25 protein-coding genes, 1 pseudogene and 1 riboswitch are annotated in these 18,030 nt (G+C 38.5%); of the genes and pseudogenes, 7 read left to right on the top strand and 19 right to left on the bottom strand.

Annotated features, from left to right (window positions below):
- The first annotated feature begins 24 nt into the window (after nucleotides 1-24).
- The gene (locus ACIFOT_RS15035; protein WP_430065853.1) at nucleotides 25-459 is read left to right on the top strand and encodes a VOC family protein; all 435 of its coding nucleotides are present in this window, start codon (nucleotides 25-27) and stop codon (nucleotides 457-459) included.
- Between the two features lie 47 nt (nucleotides 460-506).
- Here the strand turns inward: ACIFOT_RS15035 and ACIFOT_RS15040 are convergent, their stop codons facing one another.
- The 11 genes from ACIFOT_RS15040 to ACIFOT_RS15090 all read right to left on the bottom strand — a co-directional run bounded on the left by ACIFOT_RS15040 (nucleotide 507) and on the right by ACIFOT_RS15090 (nucleotide 9,142).
- A complete protein-coding gene (locus ACIFOT_RS15040) occupies nucleotides 507-1,502 on the bottom strand; it encodes an ABC transporter substrate-binding protein (RefSeq protein ID WP_430065855.1) in 996 nt (331 codons plus the stop codon).
- Between the two features lie 24 nt (nucleotides 1,503-1,526).
- On the bottom strand, nucleotides 1,527-2,294 hold the full coding sequence (locus ACIFOT_RS15045; protein WP_430065857.1) for an ABC transporter permease: 768 nt from the start codon (nucleotides 2,292-2,294) through the stop codon (nucleotides 1,527-1,529).
- The gene (locus tag ACIFOT_RS15050) at nucleotides 2,284-3,051 is read right to left on the bottom strand and encodes an ABC transporter ATP-binding protein (protein WP_430065859.1); all 768 of its coding nucleotides are present in this window, start codon (nucleotides 3,049-3,051) and stop codon (nucleotides 2,284-2,286) included. Before ACIFOT_RS15050 ends, ACIFOT_RS15045 begins: the two co-directional genes overlap by 11 nt.
- Entirely contained in the window at nucleotides 3,026-3,697 is a 672-nt protein-coding gene (tenA, locus tag ACIFOT_RS15055) for a thiaminase II (RefSeq protein WP_430065861.1), read from the bottom strand. Before tenA ends, ACIFOT_RS15050 begins: the two co-directional genes overlap by 26 nt.
- 2 nt (nucleotides 3,698-3,699) lie before the next feature.
- Complete coding sequence (locus ACIFOT_RS15060; protein WP_430065863.1) at nucleotides 3,700-4,983, bottom strand: acetylornithine deacetylase; 1,284 nt, start codon at nucleotides 4,981-4,983, stop codon at nucleotides 3,700-3,702.
- The gene (thiW, locus tag ACIFOT_RS15065; protein ID WP_430065865.1) at nucleotides 4,980-5,489 is read right to left on the bottom strand and encodes an energy coupling factor transporter S component ThiW; all 510 of its coding nucleotides are present in this window, start codon (nucleotides 5,487-5,489) and stop codon (nucleotides 4,980-4,982) included. Before thiW ends, ACIFOT_RS15060 begins: the two co-directional genes overlap by 4 nt.
- On the bottom strand, nucleotides 5,486-6,124 hold the full coding sequence (gene thiE / locus ACIFOT_RS15070) for a thiamine phosphate synthase (protein ID WP_430065867.1): 639 nt from the start codon (nucleotides 6,122-6,124) through the stop codon (nucleotides 5,486-5,488). The genes thiW and thiE overlap by 4 nt, the downstream gene beginning before the upstream one ends.
- Complete coding sequence (gene thiD / locus ACIFOT_RS15075; RefSeq protein ID WP_430065869.1) at nucleotides 6,121-6,930, bottom strand: bifunctional hydroxymethylpyrimidine kinase/phosphomethylpyrimidine kinase; 810 nt, start codon at nucleotides 6,928-6,930, stop codon at nucleotides 6,121-6,123. The genes thiE and thiD overlap by 4 nt, the downstream gene beginning before the upstream one ends.
- Nucleotides 6,931-6,943: 13 nt before the next feature.
- Nucleotides 6,944-7,750, bottom strand: coding sequence for a hydroxyethylthiazole kinase (gene thiM, locus ACIFOT_RS15080; protein WP_430065871.1), 807 nt, complete (start codon nucleotides 7,748-7,750; stop codon nucleotides 6,944-6,946).
- Nucleotides 7,751-7,830: 80 nt separating this feature from the next.
- Nucleotides 7,831-7,940, bottom strand: a riboswitch (TPP riboswitch).
- 150 nt (nucleotides 7,941-8,090) lie between these two features.
- Nucleotides 8,091-8,336: a glutaredoxin family protein gene (locus ACIFOT_RS15085; protein WP_430065873.1), complete on the bottom strand. Its 246-nt coding sequence runs from the start codon at nucleotides 8,334-8,336 to the stop codon at nucleotides 8,091-8,093.
- A gap of 14 nt (nucleotides 8,337-8,350) precedes the next feature.
- Nucleotides 8,351-9,142 (bottom strand): TatD family hydrolase, encoded by a 792-nt coding sequence (locus tag ACIFOT_RS15090; protein WP_430065875.1) that lies wholly within the window; start codon nucleotides 9,140-9,142, stop codon nucleotides 8,351-8,353.
- Between the two features lie 357 nt (nucleotides 9,143-9,499).
- Here ACIFOT_RS15090 and ACIFOT_RS15095 point away from each other — a divergent pair, with 357 nt between their 5' ends.
- From ACIFOT_RS15095 to ACIFOT_RS15110, 4 genes are all read left to right on the top strand, one after another.
- A complete protein-coding gene (locus tag ACIFOT_RS15095) occupies nucleotides 9,500-9,694 on the top strand; it encodes a hypothetical protein (RefSeq protein ID WP_430065877.1) in 195 nt (64 codons plus the stop codon).
- A gap of 348 nt (nucleotides 9,695-10,042) precedes the next feature.
- A complete protein-coding gene (locus tag ACIFOT_RS15100; protein ID WP_430065879.1) occupies nucleotides 10,043-10,810 on the top strand; it encodes a spermidine synthase in 768 nt (255 codons plus the stop codon).
- Nucleotides 10,811-11,018: 208 nt separating this feature from the next.
- Nucleotides 11,019-11,183 carry a hypothetical protein gene (locus ACIFOT_RS15105; protein WP_430065881.1) on the top strand — a complete coding sequence of 55 codons (165 nt, stop codon included), beginning with the start codon at nucleotides 11,019-11,021 and terminating at the stop codon, nucleotides 11,181-11,183.
- A 240-nt stretch (nucleotides 11,184-11,423) separates the two neighbouring features.
- The gene (locus ACIFOT_RS15110) at nucleotides 11,424-11,768 is read left to right on the top strand and encodes a hypothetical protein (RefSeq protein WP_430065883.1); all 345 of its coding nucleotides are present in this window, start codon (nucleotides 11,424-11,426) and stop codon (nucleotides 11,766-11,768) included.
- Nucleotides 11,769-12,058: 290 nt separating this feature from the next.
- Here the strand turns inward: ACIFOT_RS15110 and ACIFOT_RS15115 are convergent.
- From ACIFOT_RS15115 to gvpA, 8 genes and pseudogenes are all read right to left on the bottom strand, one after another.
- Nucleotides 12,059-12,343 (bottom strand): annotated as a pseudogene (locus tag ACIFOT_RS15115) (gas vesicle protein); the annotation flags it as partial.
- Between the two features lie 23 nt (nucleotides 12,344-12,366).
- Nucleotides 12,367-12,651 carry a gas vesicle protein K gene (locus tag ACIFOT_RS15120; protein ID WP_430065885.1) on the bottom strand — a complete coding sequence of 95 codons (285 nt, stop codon included), beginning with the start codon at nucleotides 12,649-12,651 and terminating at the stop codon, nucleotides 12,367-12,369.
- Nucleotides 12,560-12,841, bottom strand: coding sequence for a gas vesicle protein (locus ACIFOT_RS15125; protein ID WP_430065887.1), 282 nt, complete (start codon nucleotides 12,839-12,841; stop codon nucleotides 12,560-12,562). The genes ACIFOT_RS15120 and ACIFOT_RS15125 overlap by 92 nt, the downstream gene beginning before the upstream one ends.
- A gap of 1 nt (nucleotide 12,842) precedes the next feature.
- Nucleotides 12,843-13,670, bottom strand: a complete 828-nt coding sequence (locus tag ACIFOT_RS15130) for a GvpL/GvpF family gas vesicle protein (RefSeq protein ID WP_430065889.1) — start codon at nucleotides 13,668-13,670, stop codon at nucleotides 12,843-12,845.
- Nucleotides 13,671-13,693: 23 nt separating this feature from the next.
- A complete protein-coding gene (locus tag ACIFOT_RS15135) occupies nucleotides 13,694-13,936 on the bottom strand; it encodes a gas vesicle protein GvpG (protein WP_430065891.1) in 243 nt (80 codons plus the stop codon).
- Nucleotides 13,933-14,691: a GvpL/GvpF family gas vesicle protein gene (locus tag ACIFOT_RS15140; protein WP_430065893.1), complete on the bottom strand. Its 759-nt coding sequence runs from the start codon at nucleotides 14,689-14,691 to the stop codon at nucleotides 13,933-13,935. Before ACIFOT_RS15140 ends, ACIFOT_RS15135 begins: the two co-directional genes overlap by 4 nt.
- Nucleotides 14,688-15,560 (bottom strand): gas vesicle protein GvpN, encoded by an 873-nt coding sequence (gene gvpN, locus ACIFOT_RS15145; RefSeq protein WP_430065895.1) that lies wholly within the window; start codon nucleotides 15,558-15,560, stop codon nucleotides 14,688-14,690. The genes ACIFOT_RS15140 and gvpN overlap by 4 nt, the downstream gene beginning before the upstream one ends.
- 77 nt (nucleotides 15,561-15,637) lie before the next feature.
- Nucleotides 15,638-15,889 (bottom strand): gas vesicle structural protein GvpA, encoded by a 252-nt coding sequence (gvpA, locus tag ACIFOT_RS15150; protein ID WP_430065897.1) that lies wholly within the window; start codon nucleotides 15,887-15,889, stop codon nucleotides 15,638-15,640.
- 285 nt (nucleotides 15,890-16,174) lie between these two features.
- On the opposite strand from gvpA, the gene ACIFOT_RS15155 reads away from it, so the two are divergent.
- Together ACIFOT_RS15155 and ACIFOT_RS15160 are read left to right on the top strand one after the other, a co-directional pair.
- Nucleotides 16,175-16,468, top strand: coding sequence for a YciI family protein (locus ACIFOT_RS15155; RefSeq protein ID WP_430065899.1), 294 nt, complete (start codon nucleotides 16,175-16,177; stop codon nucleotides 16,466-16,468).
- A 193-nt stretch (nucleotides 16,469-16,661) separates the two neighbouring features.
- On the top strand, nucleotides 16,662-17,990 hold the full coding sequence (locus ACIFOT_RS15160) for a YheC/YheD family protein (RefSeq protein WP_430065901.1): 1,329 nt from the start codon (nucleotides 16,662-16,664) through the stop codon (nucleotides 17,988-17,990).
- Nucleotides 17,991-18,030: the final 40 nt, after the last annotated feature.

Genomic DNA, 18,030 nt, shown 5'->3' on the forward strand with positions numbered 1-18,030 from the left:
AATAATTGTTTGTGGAGGAAAACTATGTCTGTTGATGTTTATTTAAATTTTAATGGCAACTGCCGGGAAGCAGTGGAATTCTATGCACAAGTTTTTGGCACAGAAAAACCACATATTATGACCTTTGGAGAAACGCCTTCGGATCCTAATTATCCTATGCCAGAAGAAGCAAAAAATTTAGTTATGCACACAAGGCTTAACATCAGCGGCAGTAATGTCATGTTTTCTGATACTTTTCCTGGGATGGAGTTTGTTGAAGGAAATAACGTAAACTTGGCATTTGTCAGTAAGAATCTGGATGAGATTAAAAATGCCTTCCATCAACTTAAGGAAGGCGGAAAAGTGGGCATGGAGCTTCAAGAAACCTTTTGGAGCAAATGCTACGGAATGGTAACGGATAAGTTTGGAATACATTGGCTGTTTAATTATGACAGCGGCGAAAATGAATGGGATAAATAAAACGAAAGACCTCAACAATGTTGAGGTCTTTTTATTTTGATTATCACCTAAAAATTAATGAATGAATCTTCAGGTTTCACTGTTTCTTTTATGACTTTGTTTTCTTTTAGCCACTGAGCGACTTTGCTCCATGTTTTAGGGTCCTGGTATCCAAAGGATTTATCCTTCGCATCCATTAAAGGAAGTAGGATTTCCAAGCTTTTCGTTTCAACGTCCTTTTCAAGCGGAGAGGATTTGTCTTCATGTTTCATTAGGACGGAAAGTCCCTCTTCTGGATGTTCCGAAACATATTTCTGACCTTTCGTGATAGCCGCCATAAACTTTTTAAACACCTCTGGCTTCGCTTTTAACCCCTTTTCACTGCCTACTAGTACCAATTCATAATAATCGGGAACCCCATAGTCGGCTGGGTTTAATGTCCGCATAGGATGGCCTTCTTTATCTAACAATAATTTCTCATGGTTAATATAGCCGCCAATAAGGGCATCTGTTTTCTTTGTTGCCATCGCCGGAATCAAGTCCCAGCCAACATCAACCATTTTTATCTTACCTGCTTCTCCCCCATCTGCCTTCACCATTGTCGATACAATCGCTTCATCGAGTGGAATTGATGGATAGCCAATCGTCTTACCAGCCAAGTCCTTTGGTGATTGAACCGAACTATCTGCAGGGACCATCAACTGGTTTAGGGGGTGGCGGACAATTGCCGCAAACGATTGCACAGGTATATCCTCTCCTCGCGCCACTAATACTTGCGGTTGATAGCTTAAGGCCATATCAATTTTGTCAGCTGCCACTAGTTTAAGAGGATCATTTGTATCGGCTGGCATTTGAATATCCACATCCAAACCTTGTTCCTTAAAATAGCCCTTTTCTTGTGCTGCGTAAAGGAAAGAATGGACGGCATTCGGATACCAATCAAGCATAAGGCTTACCTTCTGAAGCCCCGCATCCTTGCCCGAGGATTTAGAAGATTCACTTTTCCCACATGCACTTAATAGTAATAACAATAGACTTAACATGATTAATAAACTTTTTTTCATTTCGACAAACAACCTTCCTTGATATTAACGATTTTGATTTTTCAATAGCTGTTTTTCTACTGCACCAATTATTAAAAACAAGACAATTCCTAATAATGATAATAGGAAAATGGCAGCAAACACAGCATCCGCCTTTAGGTTTCCTGACATCCTTCGGCTGAAGTAGCCGAGCCCTTCACTTGCCCCCAGCCATTCTCCAATCGTCGCTCCCACGACACAATACACAACCGACATTTTCAATCCAGAAAAAATGGAAGGCAGAGCCATCGGCATTTGGATCTTCTTAAAAATCATCCAGCGGCCTGCACCCATGGTTTGCAATAATTCGCTATATTCCTTTCCGCCTGCCTTCAAGCCATCGTAAGTACTCACGACAATTGGAAAAAATGCCGTTAAAATCGTGACGGCAATTTTACTCCAAATCGAATAGCCGAACCACATGATGAAAATCGGTGAAATCGCGATCAACGGAATTGTTTGCGAAATGACCAGAAAGGGATATAAGATTTTTTCTACCAGACGGAAAAAATGCATCCCTACACCTAACAGGAGACCTCCAGCGAGGGAGAGTCCGAATCCAATTAAGACTTCCTTTAGTGTTGCAGGCAAGTGCTCTTCCAACAAAAGTTCCCGGTTATCAATCAGGGATGCCCAAATTGCCGATGGGGAAGGCAGGATAAATGCGGGTACCATTCCCTGCTTGACAATCCATTCCCAAAAGCTGACAAGGAGGATGACCACAAGCAAAAATAGCCCATATTCTCCCGTCCATTTTTTAAAATTAACTTTCATTTTGAATCAGCCACTCCAATTCTTTACGCATCGCCATAAAATCAGATTGATAGACTAGCTCTGAACTTCGAGGTCTTGGCAAGCTGACTTTTATTTCTTGGATTCCGCACCCTCTTAACAAATAAATCCGATCGCTTAATAAAATCGCTTCCTCAAGATCATGGGTGATGAACAGGACCGTTTTTTGTAATTCTCCCCACAGCCCCAGTAACCAGCTATGCATGTTGCGTTTCGTTAAAGAATCTAGTGCGCCAAACGGCTCATCCAACAATAAGAGATCTCTGCCCGTCACCAATGTTCTTAAAAAAGCGACCCGCTGCTTCATGCCTCCGGAGAGTTCATTTGGGAATGCTTTTTCGTAATCTGCCAGTCCGAAACGGGCTAACCATTCGCGGACTTCTGGGATTTTTTCTTGGCTTTTTTCCTTTATTACCTCAAGTGGCAGCAACACATTGTCCAAAACCGTCCTCCATGGCAACAGAAGGTCTTTTTGCGGCATGTAGCCTACCTGTCCTAATCTTCTCTTTGAATCCTGCTGCCCAATACGAATTTCTCCCACGTCTGGCTCAAGTAAACCCGTAATTAATTTAAAAAGAGTACTTTTCCCAGAGCCGCTTGACCCAATTACGGAGACAAATTCGCCTGGCTGTACATTCAATGTAATTTTTTGAAAAATTGGCCTTTCGCCGCTAAATGAATAGTTCAGCTCTTTGATGGATAACATGGACGAATTAGACAGGCCAATCTCCTCCCTCATAAACCATATCCCAGAACATGTATTCAAATCGGGAAGTCGTCAGAAAGTGTTCTTCTAATTTGGCCAGCTCCCGTTCAGGTTTTCCATCCGCGTATGCATCCAATAAATTAATCAGCCAAGAGGCAAGCTCGCCAAATTCACTCGAAGAGTACATTTTTACCCAATCACCATACTGATAGTGGTTGATAGAATCTGGATAGTTATCTGCTAGCATCTTGCTAATCTCCCAATAGCTCCACATACACGGCAGTAAAGCAGCGATTAACTCCTCCAATGACCCATTTTGGGCGACATTCAGCATGTACCGTGTATAAGCCAAATTGATGGGAGCCGGCTTTGTTTCTTCAAGCTGCTCATGTGTAATTCCAAATCTTTCAGCGTACTGACGATGAAGATCCATTTCACCATGCAAAGTTTCGTTTAGGAGTTTAGCGAATGCCGCCATTGTCTCCAAGTCCCCTGCCTTTACAGCACCCAAGGCAAACAGCTTAGAATAGTCGATTAAGAATACATAATCTTGTTTCATATAACGGATAAAGGATTCAACAGGTAATTCACCGGTCCCCATTCCGACAACAAAAGGATGCTGGTGCGTTTTTTTCCAAATATCCTCTACCTTTTGATAAAGCCTTTGTGAAAATTTCATTGCTAGTCCTCCTTCCGTGTGTTGCACCACTTTGCAATAAATATGGCTATTACTTTTGTAAAATCCAGCAATTGGCGGATTTCTACTTTTTCATTGACAGCATGGGCATCTTCTAGTTTTCCGGGTCCGAAGATAACCGTCGGAATCCCCGCTCTGCCAAGCCAGCCAGCGTCCGTTACAGTGGTTGACATCCCAACTGATGGCTTAAAGCCGAGCAAATTTTCAAAGGAATTAGTAAGAAGCTTTGTTCCAGGGTGCTCAGGATCGATTTCCATTGATGGGAAAATTTCTCCGCGATCCACAATCATCGATTTACCGCCCCAAACAAATTCCGGAGGATTCTCCCTTAGCCATGGGTCTGAAGCAGCGACAGCACCAATGTGCTGTTCAATTTCCTTAATCACGTCTTCGTAATCTTCATTGGGGTAAAAATGTACCGTGATCCATAATGAACAGCGGTCAGCCACAAAGGCTGCATGCCTGCCTCCCTCAATGACTGCAGGATTGATCGTATTAGTGCCATGCGGAAAGCCATCATAGCTTTTCGTCACCGCCCAGTGCCGTTCAAGTTCTTGAAGCCCGGCAATGATTTTCATCATTTTCTCAATCGCACTAGCCCCGTTGATACCTCCGCCTGCATGAATCATTTTCCTTCTTAGCCCGTCATGGTAGGTTTTTTTGCTTTGAATCGTAACCCAGCCAGTAATCACGCCACCCTGTCCTTGAATATGTAAATCGCTTGTATCGACAACAACGGCATAGTCTGCTTTATATCCCTTTTCCATGCATGAAAGTGTTCCGGCCTCCCCTACTTCCTCCCCAATAACCGATTGGAATTGAAGGTCACCTTTTAGAGGAATGCCGAGTTCTTTTAATAGTTTAATAGCCAAAAGTGAGGCAGCGATTCCGCCTTTCATATCGGCAACGCCACGGCCGTAAATATAGCCATCCTTGGTTATGGTTTCAAATGGCGAAGAATTCCACTCTTTATCATCCCCAACCTCGGCCACATCTACATGGCCATTCACAATTAGGCTATTAAACTGGCCAGAAGATTCACCGTGTAAAATGCCAACCACATTAGGGTCCCTAGGGTAGACGTCCCATTTTTCCGTTGTAAATCCCAATTCTTGGAGGTAGCCTTTAATAAAGTCCTGTACCTCCGAGGTATTTCGGGCAGGAGGACTTACAGTCGGAAAGGCAATAAGCTTCGTTAACAGTTCCAACAATTCCTCTTTTCTTGCTTCCACTTCATTCAATATCTGTTCCAGCAATTCTTTTCTCATTTGTTCACAGCCTTGGAATCTGCCAAATTCACAACTTTATTTTTTGAAAAAATAGCTAGAATAACAAAACCAATCAATGCACCGGCAAAGGAGCTAAAAATAAATAACGGAATAAATCCAAATAAGGTCGCTTTTTGTCCGAGAATCAGGGTTGCGATTGGATAGGAAAGGAGCGCACCGAAGATGCCTGTTCCAATGACCTCTCCTATAAAAGCAAGATATATTTTTCTAGTTTTCCAAAATAATAAGGATGCCAGCAATGCCCCGACCATGCTGCCAGGGAAGGCAAATACGGATCCGGTTCCCATTAAATTTCTTAATAGGGATACACAAAAGGCCTGAGCTACTGCGTAATAAGGGCCTAAAAGTACTGCCGATAATACATTTAAAAAGTGCTGAACAGGAAAGACCTTGGTAAATCCAATCGGAATCGATACTAAACTACTAGAAATCGTGCCAATCGCAATCATCATTGCCGTTAACGTAAGTTTATGGGTTCTTTTCATCCTATCACAGCTCCATTTAATTTCTTGGCAGCTTCTAAAGGTGACTTTGCATGGCTGATTGCCGTAATAACGGAAACACCATCTGCCCCGGCTTCCACAACAGATCGGGCATTATCCGCCGTAATCCCGCCAATGCCGACAATAGGGGTTTGGTATCCATTTTTTCTAAGTGTCTCAATAAGTTCAGTACCTCGGGACGGTTTGGCATCCGCTTTTGTTTTAGTCGGAAAAACGGGACCAATACCGAAATAATCTGCGCCTTCTCTTATCGCAGACATCGCTTCCTCTGTGGAATGAACAGACACCCCGAGGAGTTTATCGCCAATTTTTTTCCTAACGGTTTTCACAGACTCATCCTCTTGGCCGATATGGACACCGTCAGCATCGATCGATAGTGCCAGCTCGATATCGTCATTGACGATGAACGGGATTTGATGCTCTTTGCAAATGCTCTGAAGTCCTCTCGCGAGAGTATATTTTTCCTCTCCAGTTAAAGCGCCTTCTCCTTTTTCACGAAATTGAAACAGGGTAATCCCACCAGCGATGGCTTCTTTTAATACCTCTGCAGGGTCCCTCTGGCAGTTAGGGCTGCCCATTATAAAATAAACCTTTAGGTAGTCTCGTAAGTTTTTCATAAAATCAAGCCCTCATTCTTTACTCGATATCCCCAATGGTTGGTTGGACCATGTCCTTTTCCAATTTCCAAATCAAATTGGATCGCATCATGAATAAAATCCTTCGCTAATGCAACTGCGTCATATAAAGACTCGCCTTTTGCAAGTTCAGCCGTGATCGCTGCAGAAAAAGTACAGCCAGTTCCGTGAGTGTTTTTCGTTTGAATTCGTTTCTTGGCAAAACTGTAGAATTCTGTCCCGTCAAACAATAAATCGATAGATAGAGATTCATCTTCATCATGGCCGCCTTTGATGATAACGTTTTGAACGCCAAATTCTAATAATCTCTTAGCTGCTTCCTCTTTATCTTTGGCCGTTTGAATCGACATGCCAGTAAGAACCTCTGCTTCCGGTATGTTCGGTGTAATGACCCTTGCAAGCGGCAATAAATATGTTTTCATAGCTGATATGGCTTCCTTCTGCAGTAAAGAAGCGCCACCCTTAGCAATCATGACGGGGTCTACCACAAGATTTTCCCAATTATATTTTCTTATATTTTCAGCAACCGCCTCGATAATCTCTGCATTAAACAGCATTCCGGTTTTCACGGCATCCGTTCCCATATCATCACCAATCGCTTGCATTTGTTTTACTACGGCTTCTACTGACATCGGATACACTCCATGAACACCGAGTGTATTTTGCGCGGTAACTGCGGTTAAAGCTGACATCCCAAAAACCTGTAATTCCTGAAAAGTTTTAAGATCTGCCTGGATTCCCGCTCCACCGCCGCTATCCGATCCTGCAATCGTTAATGCTTTTTTCATTTTATTTGCCCCCTTAAACCTGTTTGATTGCGCAGTATTGTTTGATATCATCAGTTGAAACAACTGACAATTGGTTTAAAAATTCGATTTGGAAACTGCCTGGTCCTTGTTCAATTGTTTTTTGTGCTGCCTTTTCCGCTGCAATTCCATAAAAAGTTAACGCAGCAACGGAAGCCTTGATTAGATCTTTTTCGACACCTGCAAAAGCACCGATTACAGAGGTCAATAAGCATCCTGTGCCCGTTACTTTTGTTAAAATTGGATGACCATTTGCAATGGCATATGTGGTATTGCCATCGCTGACGATATCTTCCTTTCCGGTAATGACTACTAAGCAATTCATTTTCTGGGCAGCTGTAATCGCAAGATCAATCACATTTCCCTCGGTATTACCAGCGTCAACGCCCTTGATTTCCCACTTTTCACCAACGACATTTGCAATTTCCGCCGCATTTCCTCTAATGATTGCGACTTTAACTTCCTTCATGATTTTTTGGGCTGTGTCTGTCCGATAGCTTGTTGCTCCAGCACCAACTGGGTCAAAAATGACCGGGACATTGTGTTGATTTGCAGATTTTCCTGCAAGAATCATAGAATTGACGTTTTGAGAGTTTAAGGTACCAATATTTAAAACGAGCGCACTAGCGATTTTGGCCATATCGGCTACTTCTTCCTCTGCATAAGCCATAACCGGTGATGCCCCAAGTGCCAAAAGCCCATTTGCGGTAAAATTCGTTACCACTACATTTGTGATATTATGTACAAGTGGATTCACTTCTCTTACTTTTTGTAATGTTTCATACAAACTGTTTTTTTCCATTAGATTTTCCTCTTTTCTTTTTTTAAAATAAAAAAACCAGATCCACACATGGACCTGGTTCATAAGCAAGTAAGCGCAATGACTATTCTCGACTACTTTCCTACGCTGGTATTATCCAGATCAGGTCCAAAGGGTTAAAAACGTTGCCGTTTTCTCTCAGCCCGCATTATGGGCACCCCTAGTAGATACTTAACGTATTAATTTCAAATCAATAATACTCCTATTAAACTTATAAGTAAAGATTTAATTACTTAAAAAAATTATCCTATAAGGTTTACATAATATTATTATGATAAATAAAAAATACTTCCTTGTCTATTCCTTCATATACTAAATGTTTTTATTCTTTTTTCGCCAGCTCCATTAGCTCCTTTAATTCATTTGTAAATCCTTTCACTACCCGATTACCAACAACTGTTACTGGCACCCCTAAAAAACCGTACCCTTCCACTTCCTTTTGATATTCAGGGTTTTCCGAAACGTTCCTAGTTTCAAAAAGGATCCCTTCTTCTGTAAGAACTTTTTTAACCATTGTACATTCAATGCAGTCGTTTGTCGTATAGACTATCACTTGCTTGCTCATCATTGATTTCCCTTCTTTTAACGATTTTCTAGCTCATAAAATGATACCGTGTTTCGCCATAATGTATCAGAAACTTCTTCTAATGACAATTTTTTTATTTTTGAAATTTCCCGTATTGTTTCAATCATCATATTCGGATGGGTCATTTTCCCGGTAAAAGGACCTTCGAACGGCCATGGACCGTCTGTTTCAATCATTATCTGCTCTAGAGGATACATGTGAACGATGTTCCTTATTTTTTCTTTATAAACGATATCAGGGGTAACAGAAATAAAATAGCCATTCTCTATCATTCTCATGATGGTTTTCTGGTCTCCCTTAAACCAGTGAAAATGTGCCTTTTTAATAGAGTACTTTTCCAAAAGATCACAAACAATCGGTGCATCCTCATGGACTGCGTGAAGGACAATTGGTTTATCCCATACGACCGCACTTTGGACAAATTTCTCCAGTATATTATGATATTGTTCATATTGGACGTCAGAAACCTTATTCTGTTGCCTTAAATAATATGGAAGCCCAACCTCTCCGATAGCAATCATGTCGCCACGGTGCTGATCTATCCACTTTAGTAATTCACTTATGTACTCCTTACTAGCCAATGATTGCTCTGGGTGGAAACCAAAAGCTGCCTTCACTTTTTGATATTTTCGGCTTAATTCAAGGTTTCTTATACACGAATCAAGATCAGTTGAAACGGAAATCATTCTATCTATCAGTGGAGAACTATTCATTATATGTTTCATTTCATCATCTTTGTATTGGTCAAGATGAATATGGGCATCAATCATTTTAAGCAACTTACACATCCCCTTTATATCAACAAATAAAGCGCTTTCATACGACAAATAAATTCGAGAAATGTCTGTTCTTGCGCTTTCCCAAGGAATAAAGGAATATTTCCTCGACCGTTAATTTTTAATAGAGCCTATAATATAGCCATTTTACCATTCCTTATCCTAAGAAAACATGAAAACAGGAAATAATTTAAACTCTTCATTGTTTCGACTTTTTTCGCTCTAATTCTCTAAATACAAACAAAACCCCATGAATGTCCGTGGACATTCATGGGGTTTTGTCTTTCTATGGTGCCTGACACCATGATAAATATTTGGAATGTTTTGTGTATGGAAATATAATATATTAATAGTATGGGGGTGTTTCTGGTGGGAAATGAGATGAAGGGGCCGAAATCGCATTCTAGTACGAATAACAATAATAAGACTGACGTAAGGGTTAACAATCATTTTAGTCTTACTATCAATTTTGGTGATTCTTTAAATATTCTTGCATTAATTGCTGGGATTTATTTCATTAGGAGAATTGCCAAGAAACAAAAATTGAAGAAAGAAAAATTGTAATGGGATGTAATTTTTTAGATTCATAGATATAATCACTAGAAAATACCGAATCCGCCCAAATTAGAAATATCTAATTTGGGCGGATTTTAATTTATTAATAGAATATTAGTAGCAATACTTTACCATAATTATTCAAAAGGCTAGTGTTCTTATTGGTGGTAAACTATCAATCAAATAAAAATATTCACCTAATTATAAATAATAGCCATTCCATTATTACGCCTCTGATTCCCAATATTAATATACTAAGCCGGTTACCATTTTCCTCGGAACTTCTATGCTAATTATTCACTCGAATATTAACCCAGATGAATACTCTGTAGTAAAACATGCTATGGAGGTGTAAATATGGAACCGAAAACTAGAAATGATGGTTTGGAAATACAATTTTTCCTATATGGGTTAACAATAGTTTATAAAACTTCAAGCTCTAATCAAAATATTTACGTTACAGAGCGGAGTGAATTCAACGGAATACGTGGGAAATTTCGAATGCTTCAATTTTCTCCAGAGGTTGTCCAAGGAATAATAAATATGGAACAACCGCAATGCCTTGTCGCTTCATACAGTCGAATCACGGTCGATCTTATTGACCACTATGCAATTGATTTTAAAAAGGGGTTCATAATTGGCCATGGAATTGGTACCGTGAGCTCATATTATCCTGATAAAAATTTGTTAACAGCAGAGATTGACCCGCTGGTCGTCGAAATATCCAAGAAGTACTTCGGACATACGGGAAAGAACGTGATTGTCGGTGATGGACAAGCGCTCTTAAAAATTCAAGAGGCACAATCTCAGGATGTCATTTTTTTGGATGCGTATAGCGGTATTGAAATACCATTTCACCTAACCACTAAAGAGTTTTTTACTCTTACTTACGAGAAGCTGTCCGATAGGGGCATTCTAATTTTGAATTATATTGGAAAGATAAGAAATGATGAATTATTGCATACACTATACGTAACGATTTCAGAAATCTTCCCCAGTGTGAAACTGTTTGCTGCTAATCCATTGAGTACAGCATCACAGAATATATTTTTCGTTGCAAGCCGACACGTTCTGGAGGACTATTCACCTCAAGAAGCGACCTCTATCCAAATTATCGGTAAATAGTATAGATGACATTCGTTATAGAATCCTTATTAGCCAGCTTTTAGAGGGTCTTTTATTTGGTTTTTCCAAATTATTTTGTTTTTTGGAAATTTTTATAGCCCTTTTTTTATTATTGTGGAAAAAGTTTAGACTTGTCCATTATTCTAACATAATATGTTTAATGTAAGGGGCCTCTTATTATACTTTAAACATAAAGGGGGGCAAATAAATGGCTACTACTATCGATATTCCAGGTTTGTTAGAATGCTTGGGAGCAGTTCTTGTAATTGTTTTAAATGCAGTTGCATTACTTCTTGCTAATTTACTTCAATTACCGCAACCGACTAAGAATGCTATTGCAAACACAATTTGTACAGCTGCCCAAAACTGCTAATCCTATTAACAATTAAGTAATCCCTTACCGGATACTTCAAGAACCTTAGAAGATTATTTAACCAAATAAACTTCTAAGGTTTTTTCTTTAAAGCGAATAATTGTTTGTTTTTATTTTTTTAAAACAATTAAGAATTTTGCTTCCATAAGGATATTAACACACTACATTTTTATGCTATCGACATAAGATATAAGGAATTTCTGAACTTAATACTATTTAAAAATATAAGGTGGTTAACTTATGAGTGAAAACATGAATGACAATACCGAACAAACCAATCCTTTGAGCAATTTACTTAAAAATCAAAATTCTCTTGATTTGATGGGACTGGCAACATCTCTTCTAAAAAACGAATCTCTATTGAAGTCTGTTATGGAACTTAAGCAAAACACACAAACTCCAATAGTACCAATAGCTTCCGAAAAACAAGGAAACGCAGAGCTTTCATCCTTATCCTTATCAGAACAATTTGAGAAAATCTCCAACGATTTGGCAGAATTAAAAACAGAACTTTTAGAGCTTAAAGAACAAAATAAATATCTTACTAAATTAGTTGAAAAATTATATAATTATAGAAAAAAATAGTATTACTTTTCATTAATAATTAAAAAGAGCCTTGGACTCCAAGGTTTTTTTAATTTAGTAAATGTTTAACCGGCAGCACTTTATATAAATACAAAATGTTAATCTTTTCCTCTATACTTTTTCTATTCATTTTTCTTATTATACGAGTCCTTTTCTTTCTCAAATTTGGAAGAGTCAGTTTTCATTGTTTGTTCCATAGGGTCCTTTTCCTCTACAACCTGTGGTACAGCTTCAACCTTTTCAGTAACCGGTTCAAGTAATGAATTTTCTTCAACATTGTGTGGGAGTGCTTTTGTTTCAACAAGTTGTTCGAGGCGATTGATTCTTTCCAGTAATTGAGCACGTTCTTGTTCTGCCAATCTTCCTTTAGCGGAATAGTACGGATCGCTTTCCCACCAATCCATGCCTATCTCTTTCGCTTTATCGACAGAAGCTACAAGCAGCCTGATTTTAATGGTGAGCAAGTCAACATCAGCTAATGCTATTTTAATGTCCCCTGCAATCACGACTCCCTTATCTAAAATTTTTTCTAAAATTTCTAGTAAATTCGTAGATGATGCATGCTGAATGGCCATATCCATCTCTCCTGTCAAATGGTTTAAAGAAGCCTTCCCAAAGGGCCTAATTCTATGTTGAGTTCTTCATGTTCTAAACCAAAAATTACTTTTAGTTCTTCCATTTTTTCCTCAAGCCTCATTAAGGTTAACCCCAATTCCTCTAGCTGCTCATCCGTGAGGGAATCACTTTCTACCCGTCTCATTGCCTGACGCTCCATTAACTGGCGAAGAAGTTCAATGATTGTGAGAACTAATTTCGCTAATCCTTGCTCTACCCTGCTCGAGTCTAAGGGTATCCGTTCCATTAACGATGACCTCCCCTCCATTTTTCCGTTCTTGTGAGCCAAAGGCACTTTCAATTGATGAAATCAATAGTTTAAGATCAACAACAATTAAATCGATATTGGCAATCGAGATTAAGATTTCACCCCGAACTACGACTCCTGTATCAATAATGCCATCCAATAAATCCAGCAGTGTCATTTCCTTATTTTCAAAAAGATGATGACGCTCCATCTTAGGACTCCTTCACCATTTTGGAAAAATGATAAGGCGGCCATGGGCCAGTCACATGTAAGGTACAACCAAATGTTGTGTATGTTTTTTCTATTTCCTGAATTTTGTTTAAAAAATGTTCTGTTTTAGAAGTTTCGATTAAATAATCAGCATTCATAATCATGTCATCTTTTCGTTCGGTTACTTCTTTGCCCCAATTTTTCCGAAGGTTGGTATCGTGTACAAAAGATAGTAATTTTTGATTGATCTCCTGCCACCATTTCGCCTGCTCCAGTTCAAATTCATTGACAATCAAATGTTCGAGCTTCTTTTTCATTAGGAATTGCTTTCCCTTTGGCATAAATGCTAAATTCTCTTTTAATTCTAAGACAGCGGGATTATGATCAATAACATGAGCCAAAGCTTTATCGGTATCACAAAACATTTTAATATTCCACTCTTGCTTCCCTTTAAGGGAAAGGAGTTTTTGATAAAAAGCATCATATTGCTCTGAGAGGAAACTTTCTAAAGTTGTTTCTTTTTGAAAAATGGTGCAAAACGAAAAGGGAAGGACGGTAGCATTGTTGTGAATCGCGGCGATGACTTCATGATGTTGAAAAGCTTTTTCCTTTAACCATTCGGCATCCTTAATAAGAAGATCAATTTGCTCTTGGGAATAATCTAAGGCATTGACCGGAGTTATGACTGCTGCTAAATCTTTATAAGGGGTTGTATAGAATGGCTTTTGGTCAATGCCCTTAAATGTTGGAATCTCAAAATACTGAAGTTCCTCTGTTAAAATGACCCCGTATATATATATAAAGTCTGTTCCAATCTCTGTAAGAGTCATAATGCCTCCTCCTTTTTAAACCTCTAATCATCTAATAGCTCATTTTTTTCCCGTTCTTTGGCTATTTTATATCTGTTCAACAATTCCTGTTCCCGTAAAAAATAGGCTTCTTCCTCAATTTCCTCCAATTCGTACATCATATGCAACTCGATGAGCTGTTGTTGAATATATTGGATATCGTACAATTCTTGGTCCACTTCTTCTTGAATTTTTTCCCCAAGCTTGATGATGGAGCGGAACGGTAAAGTAAATAATTTAAAAATCATATTTTCCCTTCAATCCTTAATCGAATATCGACAAAGTTATAGGCCGGCCATGGTCCCGTATACTTAAAGTCTACTTTTTCCTTCCATATTTCAAATAAATCATTAACCCGTTTGTCAAATGCTTCTTCCATATCACGATCAACCAAAAAGGCAGCATTTAACAGAGTTTTTCCCGGAATTGTCGAATTTTGCTTTCCTGCTTCCGCTAACTCTAATAAGGAATGATAGATTTCTTTTTCCACCTCATACTCCAAACCTAAAACAAAGTTTTGGGCGTGCTCTCCTATTTGAATCTGGTCATAGAAGGATGCCGGATTGGTGATGTCTATTTTTGAGGCCCGGAGTTTCTTTAAATCTGGATTATTTTTCATTTCCTCCTTCAGCCATTCTTTTTTGGCAATTACCTTTAACCCGACCTCGATTTTGTTCTCCAAATGGATAAATAGTCTTTCAAATTCGTCATGCATATGTTTGGTAATCAGCAGCACATCTTCTTCTGAATGAAATACATTTCCAAAACTCATTGGGATTAAGCTGTATTGATTAATGATTTCAGAAATAATATTTTGATGGGCAAATAAATTATTTCGATCTGGCAAAACATCACCATCCACCTTTGCCACTACCATGGCCACATTCTGGTGGTGAATGGTATAAACCTCATTGTCTAAACCATTGAAACGTACTTTTCCAAATTGCTTTGGCTCCTTTTCACGTATGGCACAAAAAACATACACCCCATTCTGGGTACTCATTGATACTCTCCTTTCCTTAACAATTCTTTTAAAATAAGCTCCTGAACAGCTTTATTTTTCAACTCAGGAAAACTTTGCTTGACCGGTCTCGTTAATACATCCAGACAAAGGGCTTGATACTGTTTATCTTCAGGCAAAATTGGTATGTTTGATTTGTGGGCTATTGTGGCAATCATTAATGAAGCCCGTAAACTTGGACAAAATCCCTTACCATAGGATCTTAGATTAGAAACAAGCCGTACCACTTGCTCTGCTTCATCCTGTTTGATTCCAGTTTTCTCATGGAGGATTTTTATTTCGGCTTCCGTATCACATGTATCCAAACTGATGGTAATTAATCGGTCGAGGAGTGCATCTTGAGTATGAAAGGTTCCTGCGTATTCATCTGGATTACTTGTAAAAATGATGGAAAAGTTTGGATGACAAGGGATAAATGTGTCCTTTTCTTTTCCGTAAAGAGGCAAGACTTTTTCCTCTAAAAGGGCTAAAAATATATTATTCGTTTCAGGCAAGGAACGTGAAAATTCATCATAAATTACAACATGTCCATGTTTTACCGCTTCAATAAGCTGTCCTTGGACCCAAATTGGTTTAATAATTTGCTCTCGCTTATAAACAGAGTGAATATAATTATCGATAATCTCTTTTTTCGTTATTCCATAATGTTGGCCTAATAAATCCTTATTGGATAATTCATGGTGGCCGCGTATAATTGTAACCGGCCTGTTCATTTGTGAGGCAATTTGGAGTGCCAAGCTTGTTTTTCCAATACCTGAAGGCCCGACAAAATGAACGGGATAGCCTGCCTTAATATACTTTATCGTTCTTGTAATGATTTCCTCTATTTTCTCAGTTTTGACGAACATCATCACACCTCCTATTCGCTGATTTTTTCAATAAAGAAGCCAAGGCGTCACCTGCCTTGGCATCACCTTTCTATTTTTTTTTAAGTTGTAGATTCTAATTCGCTGACCTCATCAAAAAGATGATGAGGAGCATCCTTTAGTAGTCCAACCGCTTCTGCGTATTTCAGCCATGTTTTAACGCTGGCAATGACAATCCGGGCTTCGATTGTCAGCAGTTCAATGCCAACTAATGAAACAACAGCCCAAATGTCAATTACGACACCTTTATCCAATATGCGGTCAACTACCTCTGCCAAACTGGATGTATTTACACTCTTTTGTATAGCAGCCATTTACAATCTCCTCCTTTCGTTGGCTGCACTCAAGGGAAATCAATATAGATTATTCTTCTTTTCATGCACAAGTGATGATTCTTACCCTTTATCAAACAGCAGGATTCTTCGTATATTACGATTTACAATATATTATATGTTTACTAAAAAGTATGGCATGGACAAGTGTATTAGTTAGGGGACGCATATTGTTTATTTTTATAGAAATAGATTGATATAAAATATCTTTACAAATTTAAAAATTGTTCTTAATCTAAATGTAGTTAAATGATAGGAGGCTTATTTTTGGAAGAGTTTGTTTACCTGATCAGACCAAAACGCAAGGATTTTATTGAATCCATGACACATATGGAAGCGAAAATTATGGAGGAGCATTTCGAGTATCTTAAAGGTTTGTTAGCCGAAGAAAAATTAATTTTGGCAGGACCTTGCTTAGATGGAGCATTTGGAATTTGCGTGTTTAAATCAGAATCATGGGAAGATGCGGAGACAGTAATGAATAATGACCCTGCTGTTTCAAACGGAGTTATGAGTTCAGAATTACATGAATATAGAGTTTCTCTCATCCAAGGTAAATAAAAAAATGTCATCTTCACCTAGCAGGCGTCATTCGACACCTGCTTTTTTGTGATAAGGCAGGGATTTTACCTTTAATTTTAATAAACATTAGACCAATTTAACCCTTTGTCCCCCCATTTTTAATTCAAATTAAAACAATATTAATAAAGTAATCATACAATAACTTATCCACATTTATGTTAGGGGGTAAACAATGGAAAGTTTTTTTCGCTTAAGGCGGGATCAGGATAGCGAAGGGGTAGTAAGACTACATCCGGAGGTTGCCAAATTTATCGGTATTACCCGCTGGACTGAAAGGATTTTTTACTTCGGCAGTCAATCGCTTCGGGCACCTGTTTATACATCCCATAACCTTCAGGAAAATGAGATTGGCATTTCAGCAGATATTCTTGATCAATTAAACATTCCTCTTAACTGCCACTATGAAATCCTTCTGAAAGACGACGAAATTCACTTCGGTCCCTTTATTGGGTTACTAGCCGGGAGTTCGGTTAATTCTATCACTAGTCAACTAGAGGATCTATTGGATTATTTATTATATTACAAAGAAATCAAAGGTGCTGTTCTTGTTTTTTCAATTGAAGGTGTAAATAAAGAAAATCATACCGTAAAAGGTTATCTTTATAATCCCAAATCGAAACAATGGGAAAAAGGAACATTTCCCTACCCCTCCTCTATTTTTGTTCTGACGAAGAAGGCAAGCTCTAAATGGATTAAGCATTTTCAATCTGTTATCGGTGATGCGGTTTTTAATGATTTTCAATATAGTAAATGGAGTATTCATAAGATTTTAGAGTCCTCTTATAATGTGAAGGATTATCTGCCACATACCATTTTGTATGAATCACCTGAAGAACTTTACACTTTTTTACAGAAATACTCTAAAGTGATGGTTAAATCGATCAGCACCTCAAAAGATTCCTATATTTACAAAATATCAAAAGAAAATAACTACATCATCATCACGAATCCACGAAAGGGAGAAACTAAGAAAGTACGATCCTCTGAAAAGAACCAAGCCTATGAATTGTTTGCTAAGTATTTTAAAGCAGGGGATTATATGATCCAACAATCGATTGAACTGCTAACTACTCATGACCGGACCATTGACTTTCGGGTAATTGTTATCAAGAATTCAAATGGCAATTGGCAGATCATGAACATGTTTGCACGGCAAGGTAAACCGGGCACTGTATTAAGCAATATATATCCGTTTGTTGAATTAGGAAAAGACACTCTAAAAGAAGTCTGGGATTTGAATGAAGTGAAAACGGCCATGCTGGTGAAGGAAATTACCGATAAATCGATAGAAGCGGTAAAGGCTATCGAAGAAAAAGGAGTCCACTTTGCCAATGCCAGTGTAGATGTCAAAGTTGATGAGAATGAAGATATTTGGATTCTGGACGTCCAACATCGCAACCCTTCCCATGAAATCGCACTCGTTGCCGGTTTCCCCGACCTTTACTACGAAATCCTTAAAACCAATATGCTCTACGCCAAAAAACTAGCTGGATTTAATTAATCATTAATCAACATATCACCACAACTTATTAGATGTAGGT

The organism is Neobacillus sp. NRS-1170 (assembly GCF_050468025.1).